General features: G+C 66.8%; 28 protein-coding genes and 1 pseudogene. 12 read left to right on the top strand and 17 right to left on the bottom strand.

Annotation, left to right across the window (positions count from 1 at the left end; translation table 11 throughout):
• Positions 1 to 34: 34 nt before the first annotated feature.
• A pseudogene (locus AKJ09_RS55185) lies at positions 35 to 733 on the bottom strand (M48 family metalloprotease); the annotation flags it as partial.
• Between AKJ09_RS55185 and AKJ09_RS37530 the strand changes: the two are divergent.
• Positions 624 to 1,331, top strand: a complete 708-nt coding sequence (locus tag AKJ09_RS37530) for a hypothetical protein (RefSeq protein ID WP_169928176.1) — start codon at positions 624 to 626, stop codon at positions 1,329 to 1,331. The pseudogene AKJ09_RS55185 and the gene AKJ09_RS37530 sit on opposite strands and share 110 nt — an antisense overlap.
• 454 nt (positions 1,332 to 1,785) lie before the next feature.
• On the opposite strand, the gene AKJ09_RS37535 is transcribed toward AKJ09_RS37530, so the two are convergent.
• Positions 1,786 to 3,786, bottom strand: a complete 2,001-nt coding sequence (locus AKJ09_RS37535; RefSeq protein ID WP_146652654.1) for a hypothetical protein — start codon at positions 3,784 to 3,786, stop codon at positions 1,786 to 1,788.
• A gap of 194 nt (positions 3,787 to 3,980) precedes the next feature.
• Here AKJ09_RS37535 and AKJ09_RS37540 point away from each other — a divergent pair, with 194 nt between their 5' ends.
• Positions 3,981 to 4,244 carry an NHL repeat-containing protein gene (locus tag AKJ09_RS37540; RefSeq protein WP_169928177.1) on the top strand — a complete coding sequence of 88 codons (264 nt, stop codon included), beginning with the start codon at positions 3,981 to 3,983 and terminating at the stop codon, positions 4,242 to 4,244.
• A gap of 13 nt (positions 4,245 to 4,257) precedes the next feature.
• Here the strand turns inward: AKJ09_RS37540 and AKJ09_RS37545 are convergent, their stop codons facing one another.
• A complete protein-coding gene (locus tag AKJ09_RS37545; protein WP_146652656.1) occupies positions 4,258 to 5,133 on the bottom strand; it encodes an SDR family NAD(P)-dependent oxidoreductase in 876 nt (291 codons plus the stop codon).
• Between AKJ09_RS37545 and AKJ09_RS53580 the strand changes: the two genes are divergently transcribed.
• On the top strand, positions 5,132 to 5,272 hold the full coding sequence (locus AKJ09_RS53580) for a hypothetical protein (RefSeq protein WP_169928178.1): 141 nt from the start codon (positions 5,132 to 5,134) through the stop codon (positions 5,270 to 5,272). The two genes, AKJ09_RS37545 and AKJ09_RS53580, sit on opposite strands and share 2 nt — an antisense overlap.
• On the opposite strand, the gene AKJ09_RS37550 is transcribed toward AKJ09_RS53580, so the two are convergent.
• Together AKJ09_RS37550 and AKJ09_RS37555 are read right to left on the bottom strand one after the other, a co-directional pair.
• Complete coding sequence (locus tag AKJ09_RS37550; protein WP_146652657.1) at positions 5,251 to 5,799, bottom strand: YciI family protein; 549 nt, start codon at positions 5,797 to 5,799, stop codon at positions 5,251 to 5,253. The genes AKJ09_RS53580 and AKJ09_RS37550 overlap by 22 nt on opposite strands.
• Positions 5,796 to 5,987 carry a YciI family protein gene (locus AKJ09_RS37555; protein ID WP_146652658.1) on the bottom strand — a complete coding sequence of 64 codons (192 nt, stop codon included), beginning with the start codon at positions 5,985 to 5,987 and terminating at the stop codon, positions 5,796 to 5,798. Before AKJ09_RS37555 ends, AKJ09_RS37550 begins: the two co-directional genes overlap by 4 nt.
• A gap of 582 nt (positions 5,988 to 6,569) precedes the next feature.
• Here AKJ09_RS37555 and AKJ09_RS37560 point away from each other — a divergent pair.
• Positions 6,570 to 6,878, top strand: a complete 309-nt coding sequence (locus AKJ09_RS37560) for an outer membrane protein assembly factor BamB family protein (RefSeq protein ID WP_146652659.1) — start codon at positions 6,570 to 6,572, stop codon at positions 6,876 to 6,878.
• Positions 6,879 to 6,893: 15 nt separating this feature from the next.
• On the opposite strand, the gene AKJ09_RS37565 is transcribed toward AKJ09_RS37560, so the two are convergent.
• Positions 6,894 to 8,399: a catalase family protein gene (locus AKJ09_RS37565; RefSeq protein WP_146652660.1), complete on the bottom strand. Its 1,506-nt coding sequence runs from the start codon at positions 8,397 to 8,399 to the stop codon at positions 6,894 to 6,896.
• A gap of 208 nt (positions 8,400 to 8,607) precedes the next feature.
• Between AKJ09_RS37565 and AKJ09_RS37570 the strand changes: the two genes are divergently transcribed.
• The gene (locus AKJ09_RS37570) at positions 8,608 to 9,612 is read left to right on the top strand and encodes a GlxA family transcriptional regulator (RefSeq protein WP_146652661.1); all 1,005 of its coding nucleotides are present in this window, start codon (positions 8,608 to 8,610) and stop codon (positions 9,610 to 9,612) included.
• Positions 9,613 to 9,681: 69 nt separating this feature from the next.
• Here the strand turns inward: AKJ09_RS37570 and AKJ09_RS37575 are convergent, their stop codons facing one another.
• From AKJ09_RS37575 to AKJ09_RS37615, 9 genes are all read right to left on the bottom strand, one after another.
• A complete protein-coding gene (locus tag AKJ09_RS37575; protein ID WP_146652662.1) occupies positions 9,682 to 10,419 on the bottom strand; it encodes a hypothetical protein in 738 nt (245 codons plus the stop codon).
• Between the two features lie 10 nt (positions 10,420 to 10,429).
• Entirely contained in the window at positions 10,430 to 11,266 is an 837-nt protein-coding gene (locus AKJ09_RS37580) for a hypothetical protein (protein ID WP_146652663.1), read from the bottom strand.
• Positions 11,266 to 11,760 carry a hypothetical protein gene (locus tag AKJ09_RS37585; protein ID WP_146652664.1) on the bottom strand — a complete coding sequence of 165 codons (495 nt, stop codon included), beginning with the start codon at positions 11,758 to 11,760 and terminating at the stop codon, positions 11,266 to 11,268. Before AKJ09_RS37585 ends, AKJ09_RS37580 begins: the two co-directional genes overlap by 1 nt.
• Entirely contained in the window at positions 11,747 to 12,205 is a 459-nt protein-coding gene (locus AKJ09_RS37590; protein ID WP_146652665.1) for a hypothetical protein, read from the bottom strand. Before AKJ09_RS37590 ends, AKJ09_RS37585 begins: the two co-directional genes overlap by 14 nt.
• Before the next feature lie 80 nt (positions 12,206 to 12,285).
• Positions 12,286 to 12,756 (bottom strand): macro domain-containing protein, encoded by a 471-nt coding sequence (locus tag AKJ09_RS37595; RefSeq protein ID WP_146652666.1) that lies wholly within the window; start codon positions 12,754 to 12,756, stop codon positions 12,286 to 12,288.
• Between the two features lie 242 nt (positions 12,757 to 12,998).
• Positions 12,999 to 13,475, bottom strand: coding sequence for a VOC family protein (locus AKJ09_RS37600; RefSeq protein WP_146652667.1), 477 nt, complete (start codon positions 13,473 to 13,475; stop codon positions 12,999 to 13,001).
• Positions 13,476 to 13,627: 152 nt separating this feature from the next.
• The gene (locus AKJ09_RS37605; protein WP_146652668.1) at positions 13,628 to 15,664 is read right to left on the bottom strand and encodes a hypothetical protein; all 2,037 of its coding nucleotides are present in this window, start codon (positions 15,662 to 15,664) and stop codon (positions 13,628 to 13,630) included.
• 159 nt (positions 15,665 to 15,823) lie between these two features.
• A complete protein-coding gene (locus AKJ09_RS37610) occupies positions 15,824 to 17,404 on the bottom strand; it encodes an adenylate/guanylate cyclase domain-containing protein (protein WP_146652669.1) in 1,581 nt (526 codons plus the stop codon).
• A gap of 93 nt (positions 17,405 to 17,497) precedes the next feature.
• The gene (locus tag AKJ09_RS37615) at positions 17,498 to 18,160 is read right to left on the bottom strand and encodes a glutathione S-transferase (protein ID WP_146652670.1); all 663 of its coding nucleotides are present in this window, start codon (positions 18,158 to 18,160) and stop codon (positions 17,498 to 17,500) included.
• Positions 18,161 to 18,356: 196 nt separating this feature from the next.
• Here AKJ09_RS37615 and AKJ09_RS37620 point away from each other — a divergent pair, with 196 nt between their 5' ends.
• The 5 genes from AKJ09_RS37620 to AKJ09_RS37640 all read left to right on the top strand — a co-directional run bounded on the left by AKJ09_RS37620 (position 18,357) and on the right by AKJ09_RS37640 (position 22,611).
• Positions 18,357 to 18,542, top strand: coding sequence for a hypothetical protein (locus AKJ09_RS37620; RefSeq protein ID WP_146652671.1), 186 nt, complete (start codon positions 18,357 to 18,359; stop codon positions 18,540 to 18,542).
• Complete coding sequence (locus tag AKJ09_RS37625) at positions 18,518 to 19,021, top strand: RNA polymerase sigma factor (protein ID WP_169928179.1); 504 nt, start codon at positions 18,518 to 18,520, stop codon at positions 19,019 to 19,021. Before AKJ09_RS37620 ends, AKJ09_RS37625 begins: the two co-directional genes overlap by 25 nt.
• 129 nt (positions 19,022 to 19,150) lie before the next feature.
• Positions 19,151 to 19,780, top strand: a complete 630-nt coding sequence (locus AKJ09_RS37630; protein ID WP_146652673.1) for a hypothetical protein — start codon at positions 19,151 to 19,153, stop codon at positions 19,778 to 19,780.
• A gap of 25 nt (positions 19,781 to 19,805) precedes the next feature.
• The gene (locus AKJ09_RS37635) at positions 19,806 to 20,894 is read left to right on the top strand and encodes a type IV pilus twitching motility protein PilT (protein WP_146652674.1); all 1,089 of its coding nucleotides are present in this window, start codon (positions 19,806 to 19,808) and stop codon (positions 20,892 to 20,894) included.
• 121 nt (positions 20,895 to 21,015) lie between these two features.
• The gene (locus tag AKJ09_RS37640) at positions 21,016 to 22,611 is read left to right on the top strand and encodes a bifunctional metallophosphatase/5'-nucleotidase (protein ID WP_146652675.1); all 1,596 of its coding nucleotides are present in this window, start codon (positions 21,016 to 21,018) and stop codon (positions 22,609 to 22,611) included.
• Position 22,612: 1 nt separating this feature from the next.
• On the opposite strand, the gene AKJ09_RS37645 is transcribed toward AKJ09_RS37640, so the two are convergent.
• On the bottom strand, positions 22,613 to 22,966 hold the full coding sequence (locus AKJ09_RS37645; protein WP_146652676.1) for a response regulator: 354 nt from the start codon (positions 22,964 to 22,966) through the stop codon (positions 22,613 to 22,615).
• A gap of 47 nt (positions 22,967 to 23,013) precedes the next feature.
• Complete coding sequence (locus AKJ09_RS37650; protein WP_146652677.1) at positions 23,014 to 23,421, bottom strand: GFA family protein; 408 nt, start codon at positions 23,419 to 23,421, stop codon at positions 23,014 to 23,016.
• Positions 23,422 to 23,621: 200 nt separating this feature from the next.
• Here AKJ09_RS37650 and AKJ09_RS37655 point away from each other — a divergent pair, with 200 nt between their 5' ends.
• Positions 23,622 to 24,455, top strand: coding sequence for an MBL fold metallo-hydrolase (locus AKJ09_RS37655; RefSeq protein WP_146652678.1), 834 nt, complete (start codon positions 23,622 to 23,624; stop codon positions 24,453 to 24,455).
• Positions 24,456 to 24,480: 25 nt separating this feature from the next.
• Positions 24,481 to 26,016 carry a sigma-54-dependent Fis family transcriptional regulator gene (locus tag AKJ09_RS37660; RefSeq protein WP_240488725.1) on the top strand — a complete coding sequence of 512 codons (1,536 nt, stop codon included), beginning with the start codon at positions 24,481 to 24,483 and terminating at the stop codon, positions 26,014 to 26,016.
• The last annotated feature ends 37 nt before the right edge of the window (positions 26,017 to 26,053 follow it).

The raw sequence follows: 26,053 nt of genomic DNA on the forward strand, positions 1-26,053 counted from the left end.
TGGTGTGTTCGACGTGCAGCGCTCGCGCGAGCTCGATGCGCTTCTTCGGCGGCGGGTGGCTGTCGTACTCGTCGGCTTCGCGTTCGAGCGCTTCGCGCACGGCCTTGTCGCATTCGCCGGCGTCGGGCGGCGTCTCCGGGACGTACGTGAAGAGGTTCGCGAGCGCGTAGTTCTTCGAGGTCACTTCCTCCACCGTGCGTTGGACGTAGGCGTCGTGCTCGATCGAGCGGCGAATGACGTGCTCGAAGCCGGCGACGAACGGCTTCGAACCGTAGGCGGTGATCGCCCAGCGATCGTCGAGCACCTCTTTCAGGCGCGAGGCGCCCTGCGAGATGCGGAGAAAGACCTGGTGGTACTTCGTCGCGAAGAACCACGCCGTGTTGTACCAGGCTGCAGCACCGCCCTGGATGAGCGAGACGAGCATCTGGAGCATCGAGCGGCGCACGGAGAGCGAGGAGGCGCCGCCCGCGGTGTCTTCGTTCTTGAAGTGGCCGAACTCGTGCGCGAGCACGCCCTTGAGAGCGCCCACACGGAACCCGCGGAGAACGCCCGCGCCGACGACGAGGCATCGTTCGGCGCGCCCGCGCGCAGAGGCGATGGCGCCACCACGCTCGTAGACCGCCATGTCCGTTCCACTCGTGAGGAAAACCTTGTCGACGGTGCGTGTTCCAACGCGCGGTCGCGAGATCGAAGCCGCGCGAGCGCTACTCACGCCCGAGGGAATCGCGATCATCTCGACGAGCTACCGCAACGAGGCGGGCGCCGCCACGCTGCTCAAGTCGCGTCTCGGAAGCGCGGCCGAAGTGAAGAGCCTGCTCGCGTCGGTCGTGGTCGACAAGAAGAAGACGTTGGCCTCGTTCGTCAACGAGCGAATCTCGCATGGCGAGCGCCTTGGCGTGCTCGAGGACGAGCGTGCGCAGCTCCGCCTCGCAGCGACGGAGTCGAGCGCGGTCGCCAACGTCAACGCGCGCAATGCTTGGATCCGCGCGGTCAACGCGCTCATCGCGAACGCCGAGCTCGCCGGAATTTCGCCAGAGCATGACGCAACGATCTTGGTGCGCTCCGCGAGGCTGAAACCAAAGCCAACCGCCGTGGCAAACCTTCGGCCGTCGAGCCCACGCCTGGCCCGGCCGACCCGAACACTACGAGCCCGAGCCCCGTTCCATCCTGAGGTGCTCGCCGGCGTGCGGCTCCGTTGTGATTCGAACCACTTCGAGGCCGCGCGCGACCGGCTCTCGAGGGGTTCACACCCATTCGAAGCTGCCCGCGAGCGGGTCGAGAGGCGCTCGAACCACTTATGGGTCGGTGCGAGCGTCGTGAATCGGCCGTGAGACCGATCTTGAGCCGGCCGCGAGCCGCTCGGAGAGCCGCCAACTCGATTCAGAGCCGGTCGCGAGCGGCTCGAAAGGGATCTGGAAAGCGTGCTGGCGCAGTGGCAAGCGGCTCGAAAGTGGTCTGGAAGCGTGCTGGCGCAGTGGCGAGCGGCTCGAAAGTGATCTGGAAGCGTGTTGGCGTAGTGGCAAGCGGCTCGAAACCGGTTCTGCTCGCGGCGATGCCGCACGCGAGCCGCTCAAAAGTGGTTGGTGTCGCCACCGGACGCCATCGCCTTGTGGCGCCGCATCATCCGGGGCGTGTCGAGGAGGGGGGCCTGTATGATGCAGGCCCCCTCCGACGCGATCGCCGCGTCCCGCGTCAGGGGCATCGAGCCCCAACGCAATCCCGCCGGTCGCCGACGCGACCGGGAGTGTGGACGACGGCGCTCAGGCCGTCAGGCGCGCTCGGAGCTCAAGGCGTTCCGCAGAGCGTCAGCTGGCTCAGGAACTGGTTGTCGGCGTTCGTGCAGCCTGAGCCCCCGGGGACAGGTGCGCTGGTGAAGGGGCCCGAGCGATTGCACTGACTGCCGTTGAAGCCCCAGTTTTCGACGGGGTCTGCGTTCCAGATGCAGCAATTGCCCGAGACGGTGTGCTTGTAGTTCTTTCCGATGAACGAGTCGGCGATGCTCGAGAGCACCGACTGCGGCGCGCGCGCGTAGCCGGGGTCACAAGCTCCGCTCGACCCGTCGAGGTAGTAACACTTGCCGTTGAACGCGACTTCGTTCAAGGGGCAACTGTTGCACGTGACCGAGACGTTCGTGACGTTGGCGGCCCCGACGGTCCCGCTGCCGTTCGACACGGTGCAGATGAGGTCCGTCGGGTACGTCTTCACCGTGACGGCATAGGTTGCGCCGCTGTTGATGCTCGTCGCGAACGTGAACGATGTCGCGTTCGCGGGCACGGTGAGGTCGTCGCCCCCGTTGTCCCGGAGGACGAGGCCGCTTGCGGTGAGGCCCGCGACGGAGCCGCCCACGGTGTACGTGTTCGTCGTGCACGTCACGTCGATGGTGACGTCGGCTCCGCCCATCAGGCTGGCGCCGTTCGTGACCTCGCACGTCTGGCTCGGGCCCTTGGGCTGGGTCTTGACCGTGACCGCGTACGGCTGGCCGCTCGCGACGGTGGTCGCAAACTCGTACGTGCCGTCGGCAGCGACCAAGAGGTCGTCGCCGTCGTTCTCCTGGAGGTAGAGGCCGGTGCCGGCGAGGCCGGTGACGTTGGCCTTGACCTTGAACTTGTTCGAGACGCACGTGAGCGCAACGTTCGTGACGTTCGCGGCGGCGACCTCGCCGGTGTCGTCCGTCAGCGTGCAGGTCTGGCTCGGAGAGCCGGGCTGCGTCTTGACCGTGACGGCGTAGCTCGCGCCGCTGGCGATCGGGGTCGAGAACGCGAACGTGCCCGCGTTGGCGTTGACGGTCAGATCGTCGCCGCCTTTGTTCTGGAGGACGACCGTCCCGAGGAGGCCCGAGACGGTGCCGCCGATCGTGTACTTGTTCGTCGTGCAGTTGACGGCGACGCTGGTGATGTCGCCCGCCCCGACGGTCCCGGTGTCGCCCATCACGGTGCACGTCTGCGACGGGTTGGTCGGCTGGGTTCCGACCGTCACCGCGTAGGTCGCGCCGCTCGCGATCGACGTCGCGAACGTGAAGGGGCCGGACGCGTCCACCGCGAGCGCGTCGCCGCCGTTGTTCTCGAGCACGAGGCCCGAGCCGGTGAGGCCGGCCGCGACGGTGCCGCCGATCTTATACTTGCTCGTCGTGCAGGTGACCTGCACGTCGGTGACCTTGGCGGTGCCCATCGTGCCGCTGTCGTGCGTGACGACGCAGGTCTGGGTGGGGGTCCCGGGCTGGGTCTTCACCGCGACCGCGTAGGTCGCGCCCGACGCGATCGGTGTCGGGAAGGCGAACGTGCCGTTGGCGTTGACGACGAGGTCCGCGCCGCCGTTGTTCTGGAGGGTGACGCTGCCGCCGGCGAGGCCGGAGACGGTTCCGCCGACCGTGTACTTGTTGGTGGCGCAGTTGACGACGACGCCGGTGACGTTGGCGGACTGGACGACGCCGCTCGCCGCGCTCAGCGTGCACGTCTGCGACGGGGCGGAGGGCTGGGTCTTGATCGAGACCGCGTACGTCGCCCCCGTGGCGAGCTTCTTGGAAAAGGTGAACGCGCCGTCGGCGCCGATGGCCAGGTCGTCGCCGTTGTTGTCCTGGAGGACGAGCCCGGTGCCCTTGAGGGCCGTGACCGTGCCGCCGATGCTGTAGGTCGAGCCCCCGTCCTTGCTCGCGTCCACACCGTCCGCGGTCGGGGAGCCCGCGTCGTTGCCTTCCGTGGAAGGCGTCGTCGCCGAGTTGTCCGATCCACACGCCACGAGCACGAGGGACGCTGCCAGAATTCCTGCACCGGGTAAAAGGAGCCGCATTTTGCCACGCTACGATGCGCCATATCGCGGTGTCCATCGACTCGCGATCGAGGATCACCGATTCGTGGCAGGTCGTGATCGCGTGTCAGACCGCGCCCTAATCGGCTGCCTCGCGAGATTCGGGCTCGCGGGCCGCCCGAAAGACGCGCTCGTCCCGGTCGATCTGTTCCTGGTTCGCGCCCTGGTTCGCGCCCTTGCTCGCAGCTCGGGCGGACGGAAAGAATCTCGTTGCCGGCTCGGCGAGCCCTGCGCCATCGACGAGGGGCGACTTCTACATGCTCCGACTTTCGGAATCGGGTGACCTCGACCCATCGTTCAACGGTCGGGGCGACGTCACCTTGGCTCTCGCGGGATCGGAGGTGTCCGCCGTCACCGTTGCACCGGACGGACGGATCTACCTCGTCGGTCGACGGACCGTTTCACCCTATCGGCTCGTGGCGGCTCGTTACTGGCCCTGAGTGGCGGAGCGCCTCAGGCGCCGGTATACGGCGGGCTGCCGGGGCTGCGATAGCGATCGAGCGGGCTTCGCTGGGCGTCGCTGCCGTAATAGTGGCCGTTGCCTTCGAGCGTGCCGAAGAGCAGATGCATTGGAGTGCGCGCGCCGGCGGAGGGCGGCTTCATGCCGACTTCGGCTGGCGACTTGCCCTGCGACTCCGCGTAGCGCCGGGTCATGTCCGTTTCGATGAAACCGGGCGTGCAGGCGTTGATGCGCAGGGCAGGGTGCTCGCGCGCGAGCAAGACCGTGTACGTGTTCGCGAGGGCCTTCGAAAGGCCATAGGCCTCGCCGTCATCGAGTCCCTTCGCAGCGAACGCCGGCTTGTCGCCGTCCATCGCGATGCACTCGTCGATGAAGCTCTGCAGGCGAGGCCACGTCGCCTGCGTATCGAGGAAGAAGCGTTGCATTGCGGTGCTGCAACGCGCGACGAAGCTCGGGCCCGAGGCCGATGTGACGTTGACGATCCGACCGTTCACCGGATCGAGCAAAGGCAGGAAGCGCTCGCAGACGCGGTGCATGCCCACGGTGTTGGTCTGGAGTACCTTGGTGAGGCTCGCGCCCGCGCCGGTGCCGATGCCGGCATTGTTGACGATGGCGTAGAGCTTCTCGTTGCCGAGGCTCCGGGCGACCTGCTCGGCAGCGCGAGCAACCGATTGATCCTCGGACACGTCGAGTGCGACGACGTCGGCCCGCGCCTGCCATTCCGGCTTCAAGGCCATCCGCGCAGCCTGACCTCGAGCAGCGTCGCGTGAGCCGAGGTAGACGAACGTGTCGTCGTGCTCTTCGAGGATGGCTTGGACGATCGCGAAGCCGATGCCCTTGTTGGCTCCGGTGACGAGAATTCGGCGCATGTCCACCCGTCACCGGGAGGCCTCTCGGCGTCAAGAGCCGTCATGGGGCTCGGGCGCACGCGAGAATGGCGGGCACGGCGCCATTCTCGCGGTGGTCGTCGACGCGACGTGCGACAGTCAGGCCGCGTCGTCGCTCTGATCGACGAGGCGGACGTCGATCTCCAGCGTTCCGCCGAGGATCTCCGCGTAGCCGCGGCACATGGCGAGCGTCTCGTCCATGTCGGTGAGATCCATCACGGCGAAGCCGCCAATGAGCTCCTTCGACTCGGCGAACGGCCCGTCGATCACGCGCAGGTCGTTGTTGGTGAAGACGAGGCGCTTCGCGGTGGCGCTGGGCTGGAGCTTCTGCGAGCGAACGAGCACGCCCGCCTTGGTCATCTCGGTCTTGAGGCGCGTGAGCGCCGCCTTCTGCGCGGTGGTGCGTCCGCCGGCTTCGGTGCTCGCGTCGGCCTTCTCGATGAGGAGCATCTGGAGCGGCGGGTTCTCCGGCGCGGGCATGAGACCGATGTCCCACGGCTCGTTGAGCTTTCCGAGCTCGATCTCGCCGTCGCCGAGGATCTTGCCGTAACGCTCCGCCCAGCCGATGGCCTCGTCGCGTGTGCTGACCTTCAGCAGGAGGATGTCCGCCGGCAGCTCGTTCTCACCGCGGTAGGGGCCGTGCTTCACCGTGCAATCGCCGTTACGGAAGACGAGGCGCGTGCGCGTCTTGCTCCCCCGAGACCCGCGCCGTCGACGAGCTTCCCCGTCTGCGCGTACTCACCGATGAAAGCGCCCATCTTGTGGACGAGCTCCATGGGCGGCGCCTGGCCGGCTTCGGTCTGGGGATCGTTCTTGTGCATGATCATGAAGCGCATAACGGACTCCTGATGCGGACGGGCAGCGCTGGGCTGCGACTGATGTTCGTCGAACGAGGAAGGCCCGTGCCGGCGCCTTCACCGACACGACGCTCGACCCTCGCGCCAATCGACAGTCTCGTCGATCTTTTTGTAAGCGACTGGAATTGTTCGGTAAAAACAGACCTGACCGACAGTGAAGGTCAACCGACCGACAGTGACGGTAAAAACAGACCCGACCGACAGTGAAGGTCAACCGACCGACAGTGAAGGTCAACCGACCGACAGTGAAGGTCAACCGACCGACAGTGAAGGTCAACCGACCGACAGTGAAGGTCAACCGACCGACAGTGAAGGTCAACCGACGACCGACAGTGAAGGTCAACCGACAGTGAAGCTCAAGCCGTGGCCTTGCTTTTCGTCTTCGTGGGCGCGGCAGACCTCTGACAGACATTCGACGCGTGCCTTCTTCTGCGACTTGGAGAGCCAGCGCCCGCCGTCGACGCGCCCCTTGCGAACCTCGTCGAGGGCCGCAAGGAGAACGTCGCCAAGGTCACGCGCTGCATCGTCGAACAGGAACGCGTCCTGGCTCTCGCATGCCGCATGAGGTCGACCGGATTCATGGGAACGGCCGACAGTCTCGCCGTGCTCGTCTGTCTCGACTACGCGAGCGGCCGTCTCGTCTGGCGCCAAGAGGTCGGCGTCGGGCTCAACGTCAGCTTCTATACGTCCTCGATTCTCGTCGATTCGGGGCAGGTCCTCGTGTCTCACGGAGCGGCGCTCGTTGCCTTTTCGCTCGAGACCGGCGCAGTGCTCTGGAAACAGCCGGTGGAAGGGGCCGGTGAGGGCCCCCGCACGATCGGCGTGACGCTCGCGCTGCAGGGCATCGCCGTGCAAGGCGACGCCCGATGAATCAGCACACGTCGGTCATTGGCGCGCGCCGCGCTTCTGGGCGCTCGCGGCGAGGACCTCCTGGCGAACGCGCATGATGTTGCCGAGCGGTCGGTGCTCGACGAGGCCGTGCCACGGATTCCATGACAGCTCGTTGCACTCGGCCTCTTCGGCGGAAGGATCGTCACGTCGGTCGATGATGATCGTACCCACGGACACGAACGGCGAATCCGCTGTGCGCCACTCGACGCTCGTGTCCTCGATGGGTTGAGTCTGCGCGGCAAGCATAGCGGCATCGTGGCGTTGGAACTGCACGCGAACGTCGATGCATAGTGGGCTTTTGGCGAGAGTCGATTTGACGCCGCGAACGCCGGTCGAAAGATAATCGGGATTCCCGGAACCGCCGACCGGGTCGCCACCAGGCAATGCAAAGTCGGCGGGGTTCTGGTCGTGCGAGGCGACGGATTCGCAGGTGCCTTGTCCCGGAATCCCGGAAGCCGCCGGTTTCCAGATTCCGCCCTGTGCGCTGATCTTCATCGCCTGACGGGCATGACCGAGGTCGTCGATGCCCAGCGCAAGCGCACCACCCGTGAAGAACGTCTGCTCGAGGACGCTGTCATGGTGTTTCGTATTCGGCAGTACCGCGTAAACCAGCGTGGAGCCGACGCGTGGGTTGGCGACGAGATACTTGAAAAAGTTCTTGAGCGCCCCGAGCTTTTCGAACGGACCCTCGGCTCCCGCCATCTTGGCCTGGGCCAGGCCGAACGCCGCGAAGGTTTCGGAGTTCGGTGCAGGTGTGGTGGCGCCGTTCGTCATCAGGATGTCTTGCGTGCCCTCCTGCTGATGGAAGTACCTCGGTCCGTCCGGCAGTCGCGGTCCTTCGACACCGAGCACCTTGAGTGCCAATCCTCGGACGTCGACCTCGCCGTCCGGACGGTTCTTGCCTCCCACGCCGTTCGACCACCGAACCCAGACGTCGTAGGGCGACGCGCTGTCTCGGAAGAGGCCGACCTTGAGTGAGTCGATTGAGGTATCCGCAGGAAGCTTCGTGCGGGTCACGATGTCGTCGGGAACGTGGACGAAGAACTGGCCCTTCACGCACGCGTGCGGCTTGGCGTGGAAGGCGCGGGCAAACGCACCGCTGTTCTTCTTTTCGAGCGTTTCTTGGATCCTCTGGATGTCGGCTGCAAGCTTTTGGAAGAGATCCGCATCTCCCAGCAAGCCGTTCTCCTGCCCGACCCGCGTCGGCGTGAAGTGCATCGTCCAGCGGTTCGCCTGATCGGGGGCCGTCCAGCTGGAGGGGCCGGTGAGCCCGTCGCCGAATCGCGCCAGCTGCGTCGTCAGCTTGTCCCAGAAGTTCCCCTCGTTCATGTCGGCGAGCGCCGAGTCGAGCGAGGCCGAGTCATCGTCTTCGCTCGCCCCGCATGCGGCCATTGCCGAAAGGAGGCCCACCATGCCGAGCAGGGCAAGCCGCGGTTTGCGTGCGAACATCGACCTCTTCGTCGTGCGCGCGGACTTCGTCTCGGAGTGGTTGTCGCTCATGGCCGGACAATGAACCAGGACGACACCCCTCAGAAGGGCTGCACCCGGGCAATTCGTGTCCAAAACGGCCCTCTCGCGACCGCGTCATCACAATACGACGTATCATGGATGAAACGCGGACCACCTTGGCGCGAACGGCAAAGTTGGATTGCCTTCGTGGGATTTCGAAGCGGACAGGCTTCGATCTTGGGCCATAGTGAGCGCCACGATGAGCCCTCCCGTAGGCGTCGATGTGCTGCTCACCGAGCGATGCTTCACGTCGACTGTCGCGACCACGCTCGATGTTCTCGCGACCGCGAACACCCTTGCTCGTGCGCTTGGAGCGCCAAACGACCTCTTCGAACCGCGCGTTCTCTCGGTCGACGGGAATGCCGTGCGTTCGACCTCCGGCATCGTTTTTCCGGTCGAAGGGGCGGCGCGCGAAGGTCGCGGCTCGGTCGTCGTCGTCTGCGGGCCGGGTATGGCCGACGTCCGACAGATTACGGAGTACGTGAGCAATACGGCGAACCGTGAGCTGCTCGACGTGGTCGTGGTCGCGCGAGGTCGGGGAGCGCTGATTTCGGCGAGCTGTTCGTCGACGTTCATGCTCGCGGAGGCAGGGATCCTCGACGGGCTTCGCGCCACGACGAGCTGGTGGCTGGGGCCGGCGTTCCGCGCTCGCTATCCCGCGGTCACACTCGTGGAGGACGAGATGCTGATCGACGTCGGGACGGTTCTCACGGCCGGAGCGGCGCTCGCCCACACCGACTTGATGATTCACGTCTTGCGTCGTCACGCGGGGCCCTCGCTCGCCGAGGCATGTGCCCGCTACCTGACCGTCGACGACACGAGGCGCTCGCAAAACAACTTTCGAATCGTCGAACACCTCGCGCTCGTGGACTCCGAAGTTGCGATGGCCGAGCGCAAGATTCGCGAGAATCCAGCGAAGCCTCCTTCGCTCGCGGCGCTCGCGCGTCTCTCGGGGCTCACGCCGCGAACCCTCTCGCGTCGTTTCGTCGCCGCCACGGGCATGTCGCCGAAGCGCTTTTTGCGGCGCGTCCGGCTCGAGCTCGCCGCTCATCTCCTTCGGAGCTCGAACGATCCCATCGACGCGGTTGCCGCCCGCGTGGGCTACGACGACGAACGTGCGTTCCGGCGTGCCTTCACGCGCGAGCTCGGAAGCTCTCCCTCGCGCTATCGCAAGACGCCGACGTCGCCCCCGAACGAATCCTGACGACACGCGAGCTTGCCTCGCGCGGCGCAGGAGCGTGGCGAGCGACGCGTCGTCGACCCCTCCGAGGCGTCAGCGCACGCAGTGACCGTAGGTCGTGCCGTCGAGGGTCGGGGACTGTGCGTCGCTCGCACCTTCGACACACGTCCATCCGTTCAGACAATCGTTCTGGCCCATCCGGCAGAGCGGCTGGCAGCGGTTTTCGACGCAGGTGTCGGTTGGGCGGCAGCCAAGGTCGTCGTCGCAGGCGGAGCCTGTGATCTGGGGCGTTGCGGACGCGAGGAAGCACGCCGTCCGGTCCTCGGCAATGAATCGACACTGCCCCGTGCTGCAAGCGACGAAGTTTCCGTCCGGCTCGGTCGGATGCAGCGGATCGCAAGAAGGCGGAGGGCAGAACCCGTACTGCTCGCCGTTGACTGCGATGCGGCTTCTGAGCGGGATGCACGCGGCTCCGTCGGCGCAGCTCGAACCGATTGCGCAGTACGCGCTGCAACCGATGGCTGTGGTGCACAGCAATCCCGGCGAGCAGTCGTTGAGGTATTCGCAGCGTTCTCCGACCGCGCCGTACGCCGCGAGACCCACGCAGCGGGCGTTTCCCGTGTCGTCGTCGAGCGCGCACGTCGAGGTCGAATTGCATCGCGCGTAGCTGCGCTCGTTCGCCGTCTGAGGAGCGACCAGACTGCAATGCGTGGGCGTTGCGACCGCTTCGTCGAAGTCGGCGCCGACGACCGACGCGCAACCGTTCGTGAGGAGAAGCAGGCCCGCGACCATCGAGGTGGCGAGGAGCGCGCGGCCGATTCGCGAGGACATGGTGCCCATCTCAGAACTTCCCTTCGATCGTGAACGTTGCCCCTTGCGCGTTCGGGTGCGCGCCGACACCGACCTGCTTCTCGCGCGGTTTGTCGAGGACGACGAGGAGCACGCCACCGGCGATGGCCGCGGCGCCGACACCGAACGCGACGGTTGCCACGGTGCTCGCCGTATCCCCGCGGCGAGCGGCGTTCATGCCCTCGGAATCGCATGTCATCACGCCCGAGCAATGAGTCTTCATCGTGGACTTGGCGTCGAGCACGATTGCACCGGAGACGCCCGCACCGACGAGCGAGACGACGCCGGTACCGATCAGGAGATAGCCGACCGTGGAAGCGGCGCTCGAATCGCGCGTCGCCTTCGGAGCAGAAGGTGGTGAAGCCGGCAGCGTCGTCGGGGCCGCTCGAGACGCGTGTTCCTTGGCTACGGGCGGGAGAACCGGAGCCGCGCTCGGTGCCGCCATCGGCTGCGTCACGCTGGCCGATGCCAGAGGAGGCGTGCAGGTTCCTTTCATTCCGACGCAGTTGACGTCGTCCGCGGGAGCCGGCGTCCACGCGCTGTCCCAGAAGGGCGGACGCTCGCTGCACGAGAACTCTTTCGAGACCGGCTGCCCGTAGGAATCGAAGAGGAACTCGTGCACGACGCCGTCTCGCGGCACCGCCGTCATGGTGGTGCCCTGGTACGAACAGTGCTCGTGGAGCCAGGCGTCTTCGTCCTCCGTGAGGATGACGAGCCGCGCGGCGGACGAGAGCGACTTCGGAGCGTTGTAGATCTCGAGCGCTCCCGCGGTCCGCGCGGAGAGCGCTACGCAGAGAGCGAATGCCGACGCCATGATGATCGGCTTCATCAGAACGACTCCGTGCGGGAGGACCACGCCTTCGCGGTCGATGTTGCGCCCACCGCGGGAGCACTGTCGCGCTGGACCTTGATGATGTCTCCTTCCACGCGCACCTTCGTGCATCCCGGCCAGATGGGAAGGAGGTTCAGAAAGGGAAAGAACTCGGTCGCGCAACGACCGGTCTTGACGTGCACGTTGACGACCGCGTCGCCATTCACGGCGGCCATCTGTTCGTTGACCGCCTCCGAGATGTCCGTTCGCGGATTGAGCTTCACCGACGAGTACAGGAGGCCCCATACCGTGGTCTCGAACTCGAGCCTGGCCACGGGCGTCGCGCGCCCGGACGCCACCAGCGTGCCGTCGGCGTCGCGAACGGCGCGCGAGAGAGAGATGGGGTACTGCGCGGTGTCGGCAACGACGGTCGTTCTTGCGCCCGCACAACCGGTTCCGAACGCGACGAGGGCGAGCACGGCGCCGAGGCGGGCGAACTCAGCGGCGAGCATGGTTCACCTCCACGACGTCGCCTTCGACGCCGACCCAGACGTTGCTCGTCGCGAAGCCGCCGAAGATCATCACGTAGGTGCCGGCCGGAAGCGCATCGACGCGCACGTCGCGGTCGGCCTGTCCCTTGGTGAGCGTGAGGATCTCGCGACTGACCTCGCCGCTGCCCGTCGACAGCTGGCTATATTCGCGCTTGATCACGACGAAGTTGCCGTGGCGCGACTTGGTCTCGCTGACCGTGACGAGGTCGCTGACCTCTTTCGAGAGGTGCGCGATGGTTCGCTCACCGCCCGCGCGATGACCACCGATGCGGTCGACGGGGCCGAGCAAGACAGGGGTGGGGACGCGTGCGGCCGAGAGGCTCGTGGTCGCCGTGCAGCCCGTCGTCGTCGCGAGCGCGATGAGCGCGACGACGGTGCGAGGGCCGAGGAGGGGGGAGGGGCGCATGATGCCTCTCCGTTCGGCCCGAACCGGGAAAGGTTGTGAGAATTCGTCCGTCTCGAGGCCGCAGACCGCGGCGCTGCCGCTTACTCCCCGGCAGGCTGCCGGACGAACTGCTCGAACACCATGAGCGTCACCGGAGCAATTTCGGCAGTCTCCGTAATGACCTTGCGCACGCGCGTCCAATCGAGGCCGCTCTTGGCCTTGGCGGCGCCGAGGCGCGGCATCGCGATCTTCTCGATGCCGTCGGCCTTCGCGAGCTCGATGGTCTTGCCGAGGGCGGTCACGAGGGCGTTGAGCTTCGGCTTGGCAGTCTCTTCTTGGGCGATCGCGAGGTTGAAGACGACCTGGTCGCCTTCCTTCCAGACGAACACGTCGCCGGGCTGCAGCGTGCCCTCTTCGCACTTCTTCGCGTAGGCCTCGAACATGGCGGGCCACCGCTTCTTGAAGGCGACGGCGATCCCCGCCTCCATGCGGCCCGCGCAGTTCACGCCGTGCGCGAACGCCTTGATCTCGGGCGTGGCGAACATGTCTCCCTTGACGAACATCGTCGGCATCCGCGCCACCCTACTCGGGTGACCCCCTGGACGGCCGAGAATTCGCGCCGAGAATTTCGCCGGCTCGAGCGGGCGCCTGCGGCCCAGCCGCTGACTTCGAAGTCCAGCGCCAGGGTTTCACGTCGATCATGGGACACGAGGACCGCATGCGGCACCGCTTCCGCGTGACGCGGTCGGGGAAGCGAGGCGCGGGCCCGAGCATACCTACTCGAGGCCCGCTCTCCGCTCCCGCGTTCGCGGGGTCAGGCGCCTTCGTGCGCGCGCTTCAGAGCGGTGATGTCGAGCTTCTTCATGCCCATCATCGCCTGCATCGCGCGCCCAGCCTTGGCGGGATCCTTGTCGCCGATGAGGTCCTTCAGGATCTTCGGGACGATCTGCCAGGACACGCCGAACTTGTCGACGAGCCATCCGCACTGGACCTCCTTGCCGCCGTTTTCGGTCAGCTTCGTCCAGTAGCGATCGATCTCCGCCTGCGTCTCGCAGCTCACGAAGAGCGAAATGCCTTGGCTGAAGGAGAAGCTCGGGCCGCCGTTCATCGCGTAGAACGTCTGGCCGAAGAGCTCGAACGTGACCGAGAAGGCCGTGCCCTCGGGGAGCGGGCCGCCCTTGCCGGCGCGGCTCACGTCGAGGATGCGCCCGTTCTCGAAAGCCGAGATGTAGAGCTTCGCGGCTTCTTCGGCCTGGTTGGCGTAGGTGAGAAACGTCGTGATCTGCGGCATGACTGGCTCCAAACGGTAGGGGTTCGTCAGGTGGACTGCTCACCGGGCCGTTGGCCCGCATCCACCCTTTGCCCGTACGTCGGAGCCCCCTTGGCGTTCTCGACATGGGGCCGTCGATTTCTTCGCGGCCCCACTTCATGCCGTCCGTTCGGTCAGTGGACCGGCGAGACGCACTTGCCGTTGACGCACTGGATCGACGGCGAATTGCAACAGTCGGATGTCTCCGTGCAGGCCTCGCCGATGGCTCGGCAGGCGACCTCGGTGACGTCGATGCACTTGCCCTGGTCGCAGAAGCCGGAGCAGCACTCGAAGCCGGCCGCGCACGTGCCGCCGGAGGTCTCGCCCTGGCTGACCGCTGCCGACTTGCATGACGCGAGCGCCCAGAATCCGCGCATGTTCATCGTCTCGAGCTCCTGACCTTCGAGGAAGAAGGCCGGGTGGCTCGGATCGGTCGCGCCCGTCGTCTTGTCGATGGCGGCGATCCACAGGCGTTTCTTGCCATTGTTCGCGGCGCCGCTGACTTCGGGCTTGTTGCCCCAGTCGCGCGTGCTCGTGAAGACGACCCAGAAGTAGCCGCCGCGTTCGATCGGATTGAACGTCGGCTCGTACGCCAGGTTGTGATCCTCCGCTTTGAGAGAGGAGTCATTGAGCGCATCGAGGCGGATCGGCGCGGAGCCCGACGCGTTCTGCATCCAGATGGCGCCGACGTCCTTCGTGTTCGCGTCGCAGCCGGTGGCGTTGCAGCCGGTCGCGTAGTCCGCGACGTGGAAGGCGATCTGTTGCGAGTCCGGTGCGAAGCTCGGATAGGCGATCGCGCGCACGGTGGCGGGGAACGCGGCCGATCCCACGAGCCCCTTCGGATTCGAGAAGACCTGCGTGGCCTCGTCGAAGTCGAGGGTCATGAGCTTGCTGTCCTGCCAGCTGACCCAGGTGTCCGACGACTGGACCGCGGCGAGGTGTTTGCCGTCGGGCGAGAAGGCGGGATGCGTGAGGATCTTCATCCCCGGGTCGAGCGGCGTGGTTTCGAGACCGCTCGTGGTGATGGGGGTGCCGGAGAACGTGTCGGCGATGTGCATCGGGCCGCCGCCGTAGACGACGTACTTGCCGTTCGGATTCACCGCCACGTTCGCCCCGAACTCTGCGCCGTCCTTGCGAAGCGTTGCCGGCGGGGTGGCGCCAGGGAGGTCGAACGACACCCACGAGCGGTTGACCGAGGCGTTCTCGACGGCGGCGACAAGCGTGTTGCCGTCGGCGCTGACCGCGTGGCAACCCATGCACTGGCCTCCACCGAGCTGCACCGGGGTCCCTCCCGTTCCGGGCTGGATCTTCGAGAGGTGACCACCGCCGCTCGTGGTCCAGTAGTAGATTGCCCCGCGCATGCTGGCCGGCGCGATCTTCCAGGCCTGCGATGCCGATTCGTACGCCACCTTCGCGGCGGCGTCGTAGCGCGCGACCTTCAGGTTGAGGGGCGAGCCGCCGTTCGAGGCGGTGACGTGGTCCCACACGGCTTGTTCGACGCGCTGCTGCCCGAGCGCGCCGACCTTGTAGTAGCCGTCGAAGCTGTAGTTGTCCTCGTCGAAGTGGATTCGATACGTGTCGTTCGCCTGCGGCGCATTCCACATGACGAGTGGCGATGCGAGGCCGAGCGGGAAGACGGTCTTGTCGTAGGGGTAGAGGAGTGTCGACAGCTTGGGATCTTGCGCGAGCGGGCTTCCCTTGAGGGCCGCGACGCCGTCCGGATCGGCCGACGGGTCGACGTATTCGACCTTCACGACGATGCGCAGCTCGGCGAGGGCTTCCTGCCCCTTGTATACCGCATGGATCTTGCCGGTGCCTCCGAACGGGCCGGGAGCGGTGGCCACCACGGGGTTGCCTGGGGCCAGCTTCGCGAGGTCGGGTCGATCGAACTGCAGTGCCTCCGCGACGACGTCGCCGACGGTGCCGTTGCCCAACTCGGCCTTCAGCGTGTAGCTCGCCGACTGCGGGTTGGTCCCGTCGATGGTGACGGTGGCCGTGGGCGGGTCGAAGAACAGTCGTTTGACCGCGCCCGGATCGACGTTGGAGTCCCCGAAGCCCGGTCCCTTCGTGGGATCGGAGCCTGCCCCGTCGGACGTGTCGGAGCCGCATGCGGCGAGTCCGATGGCGACGACGAGCGTGGTCGCCGCGAAGAGATGAGCGGAACGAAGCATGGCAACTCCTGACGGTAAGAAGTTCGCGTGCGCGACCTAAGCCAGAGGCGGGCCGAGCTGGGAGCCGGACAGCGAGCGGGAGAGCGAGGCGGAAGATCCCGACACGAAGACGGGGCGCCTCGTCGTCCGTCGCAAGGAATCGTACCGCGGAGCTTGCCGCTAAAGAAGAGCTCGGAACTTCAGCGGGTCGGCGACGTTCTTGACGGCCATGCTGCGCGTCTCACCGAACCCGAAGCCGTGATCGGGCGGCAATTCGGAGGCCGCGGCCTCCATCACCAGGATTTCGTCTCGGCCTGCGCACCCTTGGAGCCGAGCGGTGTTGTTCATCCCACTCGAGAAGCCCGTGAAGTTACTGTTCGGCCCGAATTGCCCGACGAAGAGGGGCGCCAGGTTCACGCCCGTCGAGACGGACACCCCGTGCGGGCGGAGCTCCGCGAAGGCCACGCGCTCGGGCAGACGGTTCGTCATGGCTCGGATGGCTTGGGCACATCGAATCGCCGCGGCCAGGCGTTCGCCGGGCGGGCCGTCGTAGAAGGGGGGCCCGAAGAGGGCGATGATGCAATCGCCGACCATCTTGTCGAATACCCCACCGTGCTCCCACACGAGCTCGACGGCGTCGCGGCTCCACGTCTCGACGAGCTCGGCCACGCGTGCAGGCGTACGGAGGACGGTCTCGGAGAGCTTCGTGAAGCCGGAGATATCGACGTAGAGGATAGCAACCGTCGCTTCGCGCGGAGCGAGGAAGCGCCGCTCGTAGTCGTCGTGTTGCAAGAGGCGGCCGACGTCGTCGGGGCGGAACGAAGCAGCGAGCGAGCGCCACTCCTTGTTGAAGTCGACGACGCGCTGCCGGATGTAGCCGGCAAACGCGGAGAGGAGCTCGCGGTCGTAGGTGTTGAACGAGCCCGCCTTGGAGGTGACAACCACCTTGCCGACGACGACGCTCTTCGTGATGCCGTTGATCAGCACCTCTTCCTGCGCATCTTTCACGCCGAGCTCGTCGAGCAGTGCGTTGCTCTCGCCGGCGAGGTACTGGCGACCCATCATCCGCAGCGGCGCGAACGAATCGACCTGGGAAGCAAGCGTGTCCACGCGTAGGACGGCCCCGTCGAACATCTGCACGTGCAGCGTCTTGGCGGCGCTCTCCTCCGCCACGTAGACGAGCACCATGCGGTCGATGGGGATCGCGTCGGCGAGCACCTTGACGGCGTCTTTCAAGCCTTCGGCGAGCACGCGGTGCCTGAGCGCGTTGCCGAGGCGCATCATCACGAGGTGCTTCTCGCGCGCGGCGCGGATGGCGAAGAGGTAGTTGTCGAGCACTTCGCACACGGCGTTGAGCGCGTCGCTCGTGTGCTCGGGGATCGTGCCCTCGTCGCAGAGCACGCCGGCGCGGCCGAACCAGGCGCCCGCGACGTCGAGATGCTGCGCGACGACGAGCGTGCCGCCCGCGCTCACGCTCGCCCGCTGTCGGCCCTCTTCGCTCGTGCGTGCGAAGACTTCGTCTTCCTGGGGGATGACGAGCGGCTTGCCGTCCAGCGTCCAGCCGAAGGTGCGGAGCTCGAGATCCTCTCCGTAGGTCTGGACGAAGGCTCCGTGGGCGCCGAGACGCTGCCCGACGGCGGGCAGGATCGCCGCGAGCATCTCTCCAACGTTCCAGCGGGCGACGAGGCCTTCCTCGAGACGCTCGTCGACCATGTTTCGAAGCTCGTAGAGCTCACGCAGCTGCGCTGCCGTCTCGGCCATACGGTGCATTGTGCCATAGGTCGACGCTCGAACGGGCCTTGCGAGCGACCAGAAATGCGAGGTGTACGTGCGCTTCCTTATGGTCGCGTCAGGTCACTTTTCGTCGCTCTCGGGGATGGTCCACGACTCGGCGATGGCTTCTTTTTCCCATTCCAGGAAGGCCGGCGTCGTCAGGAGCGTTTCCGAGTATTGGGCAGCTTCCTCGCCGAGCTTCACGCCATAGGTGCGGAAGCGCGTAGCGACGGGCGTGTAGAACGCATCGGCGATGGTGGGCGTTGCGCCGAAGAGGAAGGGGCCGCCCGCGCCGTAACGACGGCGCAGCGTGTTCCACAGCGTCTCGATGCGTGCGACGTCGCGTGCGACCTCCTCGTTCAACGCGCGCGGCGCGGTCCTTCGCCGGATGTTGCACGTGAGGTGCGTGCGGAGTGCGACGAAGCCCGAGTGCATCTCGCATGCGGCCGAGCGCGCGTGCGCGCGGGCGATAGGGGCCGAGGGCCATAGCGAGGGCACCTGCTCGGCGGCCCACTCGGAGATGGCTAGCGAATCGGAGATCACGTCGTCTCCGATGTGCAGGGCCGGCACCGTGCCCGAGGGAGAGATCGCCAGGACCGAAGGCATCTGCCGGTGGCTGTAGCCAGCTCCCCCGAGCGGCAGGGTGCGTGTCTCGAAGTCGAGACCGCTCCACGCGAGCACGAGCCAGGGGCGAAGTGACCAGGAGGAGTAGTTGCGGTTTCCGACGTAGAGAATGGGCTTCACCCCTCGACCGGTAGCCCGCGCTTGCGGCGCGCGCAACGCACCCGGCCGACAAGCAATCGGTCGAAATCTCCGGCTGGTTCGAAGGCTCGGGCGATTTTCATGCGACAGTTGGATACCTCGGAGCCCTTCTCATTGGAGGGGCGTGAATCCGTCCTCGGGACCGATCACGCTCGCCGACAACTCGAGGAGTGTTGCGATGACTGCCGAGCTCGACCACGTCGACGTTCAGCGCCGCGACGTCGAGCGTGCTCGTCATGCCGACGCGCGGCTCGTCTCACGGATGGTGGCGCATGAGGAATCCGCGTGGGCGGAGTTCCGGTTGGATTACGACCGCGTGATCCTCGGGCGGTCCGCACCGTGGCCCATCGTTTCCCGCGGCTGATCTCGGAGGACGACGCGGCCGATCTCGTTTCGACTGTCTACGAGCTCTTGCTCGCGGGCGACATGCGGCGCCTCCGGACGTTCGATGCCTCGCGAGGCAGCGCGCTCTCGGCATGGCTGCGGACGATTGCCGTCAACGCCGTCTACGACCACCTGCGCTCCGTGCGTCGGTCTCCCGAGATGACGGGACTCGACGACGCGCTCGAGCTCGTCTCGCCCGCGCCGGATCCCTTCGAGGCGACGTTCGAGCACGAGCGTAGGGTCCTGGCCATCCGCCTGTTCGACGAGCTCAGCGAGAAGGACCAGAGCTTCGTGGTTCTCTACTTCGGCGCGGAGCTCGAGCCGCCGGCGATCGCGTCCAAGCTGAGCATCAGCGTCAACACCGTCTATTCGAAGAAGCACAAGATCCAGGGCCGCTTCGAGTCGCTGCTCCGCCTCGTGACAGACAGGGAAATGGACGCCCGAACGCTCGCCGCCTGATCCGGCCGCGTCGCGCCTTACCCACGCGGAGCCCATGGGACTTGCGGGCGGCTTGGGGGCGGCTTACACGTCCGGCATGCGTACGGTCACGCAGATGCACGGCGCCCGTCGAGGCGATTCGGGCTGAGAATGCAGTCGCGTCACGCTCGATGCTGGGAGGCCGCGGCGATCCTCGTCGCGGCCGTGATCGTGAGCGCGTGCAACGCGTGCGGGAAGGGTAGCTCCGGAACCGGCGCGGGCGGGCCGAACGTCGCCGCGGGCTCCTCGAGCACGGCCTTGGCCATCCCGGTAGCACGCACGTCGGTCCCCCCTGATGCGGGGCCGAGCATCCAGCGTGACGTCGCCATGTGGACGAACGCCAAGGAGGGGGTGCCCGAAGATCTGGCGTCCCTTGCCGTCCACGAAGGCGCGGCGGGGCTCGTCGAGGCTTCGAGCGAGTCTGCTCTTCGCACCACCGCGATTCGCGCCATGGGATACGCGCGCGGCTACGCGCAGCTGCCCGCGTTGGCGGATTTCGCCGCCAGCAAGAACGACGAAGATGGGCGCCTCGCTCTCGAGGCTGCGGTCGAGCTCGCGCAGCGCGGTCGTCCGCAGGAAGATCACGAAGACGACGACGAGCTCCGCGAAGGGTGCGACAAGCTCTCCGAGCTGGCTCGCGACGTGAAGCGCCCGAAGGACCGACGGATTTCCGCAATACGTGCCGTCCGAGGTTTGCCGTGTCCGACGGCGAACGTGCCTACGGATCTCGACGCTCACTGACGCGAACGGATGTAAAGTCGGAGCGATGCCCGACTCCTCGCAGCCCGTCTCGAGCGTCTACGGGAACGAAGGCTATATCAATCAGCTCCTCGCCAAGGCGGTTGCCGCCAAGGCGAGCGACATCCATCTCAAGGTGGGGATCCCGCCGGCCGCGCGCGTTCGCGGCGATCTCGTCTTCTTCCGGACCGAAGCGCTCCGGCCGGAGGACACCGAGCAGATCGCGCGGGTCGTCATTCGCGATCCGAAGGTCAAGGCGGAGGTCTCGACCCTGCGCGAGCACGATTGCGCGTACTCCGCGGCCGGCGTCGGTCGCTTCCGCGTCAACGTCTATCGCCAGCGCGGCACGCTCGGCATCGTCATGCGCGCGATCCCCACGCGCATTCCCAGCTTCGAAGACCTCGGTGCCCCCGCGCCATGCGCTCCGCTCGCCGAGAAAGATCGCGGTCTCGTCCTCGTCGTCGGCGCCGCCGGCAACGGCAAGAGCTCGACGCTCGCGGCGATGATTGGTCACCTCAATCAGACGCAGCCGCTCCACATCGTCACGATCGAAGATCCGATCGAGTTCCTCCACGAGGACGACAAGTCGAGCATCAGCCAGCGCGAGGTCGGCATCGACACCGGTACCTTCGCCGACGCGCTGCGCGCCGCGCTTCGTCAAGACCCGGACGTCATCCTCGTCGGCGAAATCCGTGACGAGATCACGCTCGACATCGCCCTCAAGGCGGCCGAGACCGGTCACCTCGTGCTCTCCACGCTCCACACGCCCGACGTGACGCGCACCGTCGGCCGAATGCTCGCCCTGGCGCCGAAGGGCCAACCGGGCTCCACCGAAGAAATGCGCGAGCGAATCGGCGACACGCTGCAAGGCGTCATCGCGCAGCGACTCCTGCCACGCAAAGACGGCTCCGGCGTCGTTCTCGCGGCGGAAGTCCTCGTCGCGACAGGCACCGTGCGCGAAGCCATCAAGCGGCCCGACGGCAATCCCTCCCTCAAGGAGCTGATGGAGAAGGGCACGCATCCCTACGGCATGCAGACCTTCGAGATGCACTTGAAGCAGCTCCTGCAACAAGGCGCGATCGAGAAGGAAGTCGCGCGCGCCGCCGCCGGATTCTGATCGCTCGGTCGGGAGCCCTCGTCCCGATCCGGCGGTAAATTCGAGCGACGGCGAACGCCATTCGACGTTCGCTTCGTCGTTGCACGCCCGAGCTTGCGCTCTACGATGAAGCGTGGGGTCGATGCGGAGCTCGAGAGTCGTCGCAGGCATCCTCGTGAGCCTCGGCGTTCTCACGTGCGCAGGAGCCTACGAGGTCTTCGCCCGCGCGGAGGAAGAGCCTTCGCCTCCGGCGGCCGTACCCGTCGCCACCACCACGGTCGCTTCGGCCACGCCGACCGCCGAGTCCTTCGTTCGCGAGGGGCCGGACCGCAACGCGACGACGACGATCGGAACGTGCGACGAAGCACGCCGAAAGGGCACAGAGCGCTTCACGCTGGCGCACTTCAACGACCTGCAGGCTCGCTACAGCGATCGGCTCGCGGGGCGCAGTCGCTACGCCTACATCGCGGGCTACTTGCGGCAGCTCAAGAAGGACGTTCCGAGCACGCTCGTTCTCGACGCCGGTGACGACTACGAGAAAGGGGCGATTGCCGAAGTCCGCTCGATGGGTGAGACGACGCGGCGCATGGTGCAAGCCTTGCCGATCGACGTGCGTACGATCGGCAACCACGACTTCGCCTATGGCGAGGCGGCGGTGCTGCGTGACGCGAGGCTGAGCGCGCATCCCGTCCTGGCGGCGAACGTGCGTCACGCGGATCTGGCCGACGACGAGCAACCGTTCCGGCCGTTCGTGCGGATCGACATTGGATGCGTGAAGGTCGGCATCATCGGTCTCGTCACGCAGAACTTCGGTGCGGACGATCGCCCGACGAGCGATCCGTACGACCACGTCTTCTTCCACGACGATCGATACGCGCGCATTCTCGAGCGCGAGGTGAAGGCGCATCGTGACGAGGTCGACGTGCTCATCGCCCTCACGCACCTCGGTTATTTCGAGGATTCGCGCATCGCCATGCTCCCGTCGTCGCGGGGCGTCGATCTTTTCGTCGGGGCGCACACCGAGGATCTGCTGCGCACGCCGGTGTCGGTCGGCCGCCCGGGCGGGACGCGCTCGTGGATCGTGCAGGCCGGGCACTTCGGCCTCACGCTCGGTCGTGCGGACTTCGCGTTCGATCATCAGACCAACAAGCTTCGCCTCGAGCGCTACCGCATCGTGGACGTCGACGCGTCGCTCCCGATGGCCGAAGACGTGGCGGCGCTGGCGGAGGATCTCGAGAGAGGAGCCGCGCCCACCACGCACACGCCCGTCGGCAAGGCGCGCAAGGAGATCACCGTCGGCTCTCCGATGACCGCGCTCGTGGCGCGCGCCGCCAAGGACACGTTGAAGACCGACGCGCTCCTTCTCGGTCGCGATCTCTTCTGGACGAACCTGCCGCGCGGACCCATCACGCTCCAGCGCATGTACGAGGCGATGCTCTCGCAGCGTCAGCCGGCAGGCACCGCCGGCTTCTCGTCACTCTGGACCGTGCATCTGTCGGGGCGCGAGCTCGAAGCGCTCCGCCGCCGTGCGCTCGGCAATGCTCGCTACGAGCTCGTTGCACCGAAACGCATCGATCCCAGCGCACGGTACTGCCTCGCGCTCGACAAGCGCGCCGTGACGTACTCGCGTTCGCTGTTCGGCGTCACCCTGCCGGAAGCGACGTTCGGCGGCGAGCTCATCGACGTCCTCGAGCGCTACGCCATCGCGCGCACGGCGCAGGGCGAAGCGCTCGACTGAGTCAGAGCTGCACGCGCGCAGCGACCCAGGCGACGGCGGCTTCGAGATCGTCGGGCTTCACGAACACCGGACCGAACGCCTTCGCGCGGGCCTGGGCCTCAGGCGTGGACGTGCTCGTGAAAAAGGCGATGGGCAGGGAGGGCGCCGAACGACGGAGGTGCTCGGCAACCTCGGCTCCGTCGCCGTCGCCCAGGTCGAAGTCGAGCAGCGCACATGCGATGGCTGTCGTATCGACGGTCTTTGCCGTTCGTGCGCAATCTTGCTCGACGACGACGTGTCCGGCGGCGCGGAGCCTTCGCGCGAGGGCCGCGCGGACCACGGCGGAATCGTCGGCGATGAGAACGGAGGTGGGCATGGCGAGCGTCGAGACGAGCGTATCAGCGTCTTCGCCCGAGGGGGATCTCAGGTCGGCGGACCGCCAAAACGCGGGAGATCGTCGTGGATCTCGTGCCACGGCGCCTTCGAATCCACGAAGATGTGACCCATGGGACGCACCCCGGGATCGTCATCGAGGGACCCCATGGGGATCACGACGATGCCGCGCGCCTCGTCCACGCGCGGCATGCTCGAACCGCATGCCTTGCAGAACGTGTGCGTGAAGTACTTCGCGTCCGGGACTTTGTAGCTCGTGAGCAGTTCGGTCCCGCGCGTGAAGCGGAGGCCGTCGATGCCCACCACGAGGTTCGCGGCGGTGGCCGAGCCACGAGCCTTGCGGCAGCGCACGCAGTGGCAGTGCACGGCGCGAAGCGCTGGACCGGTGATCTCGAACGCTACGTCACCGCAGAGGCAGCTCCCTTGGACGGCTTTCATGAGGTCTCGGAGAATACTCCGAAGGGGTGCACCAAAATGGATCGGCCTGCCCGCCGGCTGCTCGCCGAGCGGGCGATGGATGAGCTGCGCGACGCGAGCGGCCTACGAAATACCGGTGATCGGCGCTGGCACCGGTCTTGAAACGAGCGTGGGCGACGCGTCTCGGCGTGGGCCGAGCGATGCGCGGAGGAGCAGGAGAGATGATGGTTCACTTCTGGGGTGTGCGCGGCAGTATTGCATCGCCGGGCGCAGCGACGGCAGGCGTGGGCGGCAACACGAGCTGCGTGGAGGTCGTGTGCGGAGAGACTCGCATCGTCCTCGATGCCGGCACGGGACTGCGCGGGCTCGGTAGCGAGCTGATGGGGCGCCAAGAGCCGCTGGCGCTGACGCTGCTGCTCTCGCACTACCACTGGGACCACATCCAGGGCCTGCCGTTCTTCGCGCCGCTCTACATGAAAGACGCCGAGCTCACGATCGTGGGCGCGCGCGGCACGACGAGCATTCGAGAGACGCTCCATCGGCAGATGAGTGCGCCGGTGTTTCCGGTTCGCCTCGACGAAGTCGGCGCGAAGCTCGAGACGCGCGAGGTCACTCCTGGCTCCACGTTCGCGGTGGGTGAAGCGACGGTTCGCGTCGCACGTGGCAATCACCCGGGCGGCGTGCTCGCCTATCGGATCGAGCACCAAGGGCGGAGCATCGTGTACGCCACCGACACGGAGCACTACGCGTGCGTCGACCCGGCGCTTCGTGCGCTCGCCGAAGGTGCCGACGTACTGATCTACGACGCGCAGTACACACCCGAGGAGTACGCGAACAAGGTCGGCTGGGGCCACTCGACGTTTCTCCATGGCACCGATCTCGCGCGTTCCGCAGGTGCCGGAGGCCTCGTGCTTTTCCATCACGATCCGGCGCGCTCCGACGCCAGGGTGCTGGAAATCGAGGCCCGTGCGCGCGAGTACTTCCCGGCTTCGATGGCGGCGAGGGAAGGGATGCAGATCGACTTGGCCAACGCGAGGGGCGCGCAGGCTGCTTGATACGTCGTTTCGGATGCGACAAGCGGTGACGACGGACGCTACGATCGAGGCGACCGTCTCGATGGTGAACCGTCTCTCGCTTCTCGTCGACCTCTCGTCGCTCCTCTCGCGCGAGGTCGACTTCGACACGCTCCTCCGGACCGCGTGCGAGCGCGTGGCCGATGCGCTCGGCGCGGAGCGCGCGACGATCTGGCTCGTCGACGCCGAGCGCGGCGATCTCGTCACGCGCGTGGCCATGCTTCCGGAGCTTCCGGCGCTCCGCCTTCCACTCGAGCGAGGCATCGCCGGTTGGGTTGCGCGCACGGGTGAGACGGTGCGCATTGCCGATGCCTCCTCCGACGCTCGTTTCGATTCGTCCGTGGACCGCGAAACGGGATTCACCACGCGCGCGATTCTGGCGGTGCCAATCCGTGAAGAGTCGCCCGACGAACGGCGCCCGGTGCGCGGAGTCCTCCAGATCCTCAATCGCAAGGTGGCGGGCGAGTCGTTCTCGGAGGAGGACGAGAAGTACCTGCGCGCCCTCGCGGCGCAGATCGCGCGCGCCCTCTCGCTCACCACGCTCCGCGCGGCCGACGAACGTGGCCCGGGGCTCACGCTCCGCGGACCGTTCAATCGCATCGTCGGTCGAAGCGACGAGCTTCGTGCCGTCTACGAGCGCGTGACCCTCGCGGCGCAGACGGATGCCACCGTTCTCCTCCGCGGCGAAACCGGAACGGGCAAAGGGCTCTTCTCGCGCGCGATCCACGTCAACTCCGCGCGCCAGGCAGGGCCGTTCGTGACCGTCGACTGCACCACGCTGCCGGCATCGCTCGTCGAGAGCGAGCTCTTCGGCCACGAGCGCGGTGCCTTCACGGGCGCCGATCGGCGCGTCCCCGGCAAGGTCGAGCTCGCACGAGGGGGAACGCTCTTCCTCGACGAGATCGGCGACCTTCCGCACGACGTGCAGGGCAAGCTCCTGCGCTTCCTGCAGGAGCGCGTCTTCGAGCGCGTCGGCGGGCGGCAGACGATCGACGCCGACGTTCGCGTCGTTTGCGCGACGCATCAGGATCTCGAGCGACGCGTCACGGAAGGGCGCTTCCGCGAAGATCTCTACTATCGGATTCGCGTCGTCGAGATCGACGTGCCGCCGCTCCGCGCGCGTGGGCACGACGAGATCGATCAGCTCGCCCGCCACTTCGTGGACCTTTACGCGGAGCGTTATGGGCGGCCGAGACCCACGCTCTCCGAGGCGACGCTCGCCGTCCTTCGCGCGCACGTCTGGCCGGGCAACGTGCGCGAGCTCGAGCATTGGATCGAGAGCGCGATCGTCCTCGCGCCCGACGGCAACGTCACGCCCGCGCATTTGCCGCGCGTGCGTCTCGGGCCTGCGCAAGAGAATGCGCAGCGTCCTGCCCTCACGGCTACGCACGAGGGGGGCCGTGGCGTGGCGCTCGGTCTGACGCTGGACGAGGCGATTCGTCGCTATATCGAAGCCACCGTCGAAGCGTGCGCAGGCAACAAGGCCGAGGCCGCGCGCCGCCTCGAAATCGGTAGGAACACTCTTGCGCGCCTCCTGAAATAAGCTCGATTTGCAGGCCTTGGCCCGCCCACGCTTCAGA

The organism is Labilithrix luteola, from assembly GCF_001263205.1.
GTDB lineage: Bacteria > Myxococcota_A > Polyangia > Polyangiales > Polyangiaceae > Labilithrix > Labilithrix luteola.

What these genes read in the sequence shown, in the direction of transcription:
- AKJ09_RS37530 (WP_169928176.1), top strand. Translation starts at nt 624, where the DNA reads ATGTCCGTTCCACTCGTGAGGAAAACCTTGTCGACGGTGCGTGTTCCA.
- AKJ09_RS37535 (WP_146652654.1), bottom strand. Translation starts at nt 3,786, where the DNA reads ATGCGGCTCCTTTTACCCGGTGCAGGAATTCTGGCAGCGTCCCTCGTG.
- AKJ09_RS53580 (WP_169928178.1), top strand. Translation starts at nt 5,132, where the DNA reads ATGTCCACCCGTCACCGGGAGGCCTCTCGGCGTCAAGAGCCGTCATGG.
- AKJ09_RS37545 (WP_146652656.1), bottom strand. Translation starts at nt 5,133, where the DNA reads ATGCGCCGAATTCTCGTCACCGGAGCCAACAAGGGCATCGGCTTCGCG.
- AKJ09_RS37555 (WP_146652658.1), bottom strand. Translation starts at nt 5,987, where the DNA reads ATGCGCTTCATGATCATGCACAAGAACGATCCCCAGACCGAAGCCGGC.
- AKJ09_RS37560 (WP_146652659.1), top strand. Translation starts at nt 6,570, where the DNA reads ATGAGGTCGACCGGATTCATGGGAACGGCCGACAGTCTCGCCGTGCTC.
- AKJ09_RS37565 (WP_146652660.1), bottom strand. Translation starts at nt 8,399, where the DNA reads ATGAGCGACAACCACTCCGAGACGAAGTCCGCGCGCACGACGAAGAGG.
- AKJ09_RS37570 (WP_146652661.1), top strand. Translation starts at nt 8,608, where the DNA reads ATGAGCCCTCCCGTAGGCGTCGATGTGCTGCTCACCGAGCGATGCTTC.
- AKJ09_RS37575 (WP_146652662.1), bottom strand. Translation starts at nt 10,419, where the DNA reads ATGTCCTCGCGAATCGGCCGCGCGCTCCTCGCCACCTCGATGGTCGCG.
- AKJ09_RS37580 (WP_146652663.1), bottom strand. Translation starts at nt 11,266, where the DNA reads ATGAAGCCGATCATCATGGCGTCGGCATTCGCTCTCTGCGTAGCGCTC.
- AKJ09_RS37585 (WP_146652664.1), bottom strand. Translation starts at nt 11,760, where the DNA reads ATGCTCGCCGCTGAGTTCGCCCGCCTCGGCGCCGTGCTCGCCCTCGTC.
- AKJ09_RS37590 (WP_146652665.1), bottom strand. Translation starts at nt 12,205, where the DNA reads ATGCGCCCCTCCCCCCTCCTCGGCCCTCGCACCGTCGTCGCGCTCATC.
- AKJ09_RS37595 (WP_146652666.1), bottom strand. Translation starts at nt 12,756, where the DNA reads ATGCCGACGATGTTCGTCAAGGGAGACATGTTCGCCACGCCCGAGATC.
- AKJ09_RS37600 (WP_146652667.1), bottom strand. Translation starts at nt 13,475, where the DNA reads ATGCCGCAGATCACGACGTTTCTCACCTACGCCAACCAGGCCGAAGAA.
- AKJ09_RS37605 (WP_146652668.1), bottom strand. Translation starts at nt 15,664, where the DNA reads ATGCTTCGTTCCGCTCATCTCTTCGCGGCGACCACGCTCGTCGTCGCC.
- AKJ09_RS37610 (WP_146652669.1), bottom strand. Translation starts at nt 17,404, where the DNA reads ATGGCCGAGACGGCAGCGCAGCTGCGTGAGCTCTACGAGCTTCGAAAC.
- AKJ09_RS37620 (WP_146652671.1), top strand. Translation starts at nt 18,357, where the DNA reads ATGACTGCCGAGCTCGACCACGTCGACGTTCAGCGCCGCGACGTCGAG.
- AKJ09_RS37630 (WP_146652673.1), top strand. Translation starts at nt 19,151, where the DNA reads ATGCAGTCGCGTCACGCTCGATGCTGGGAGGCCGCGGCGATCCTCGTC.
- AKJ09_RS37635 (WP_146652674.1), top strand. Translation starts at nt 19,806, where the DNA reads ATGCCCGACTCCTCGCAGCCCGTCTCGAGCGTCTACGGGAACGAAGGC.
- AKJ09_RS37640 (WP_146652675.1), top strand. Translation starts at nt 21,016, where the DNA reads ATGCGGAGCTCGAGAGTCGTCGCAGGCATCCTCGTGAGCCTCGGCGTT.
- AKJ09_RS37645 (WP_146652676.1), bottom strand. Translation starts at nt 22,966, where the DNA reads ATGCCCACCTCCGTTCTCATCGCCGACGATTCCGCCGTGGTCCGCGCG.
- AKJ09_RS37650 (WP_146652677.1), bottom strand. Translation starts at nt 23,421, where the DNA reads ATGAAAGCCGTCCAAGGGAGCTGCCTCTGCGGTGACGTAGCGTTCGAG.
- AKJ09_RS37655 (WP_146652678.1), top strand. Translation starts at nt 23,622, where the DNA reads ATGATGGTTCACTTCTGGGGTGTGCGCGGCAGTATTGCATCGCCGGGC.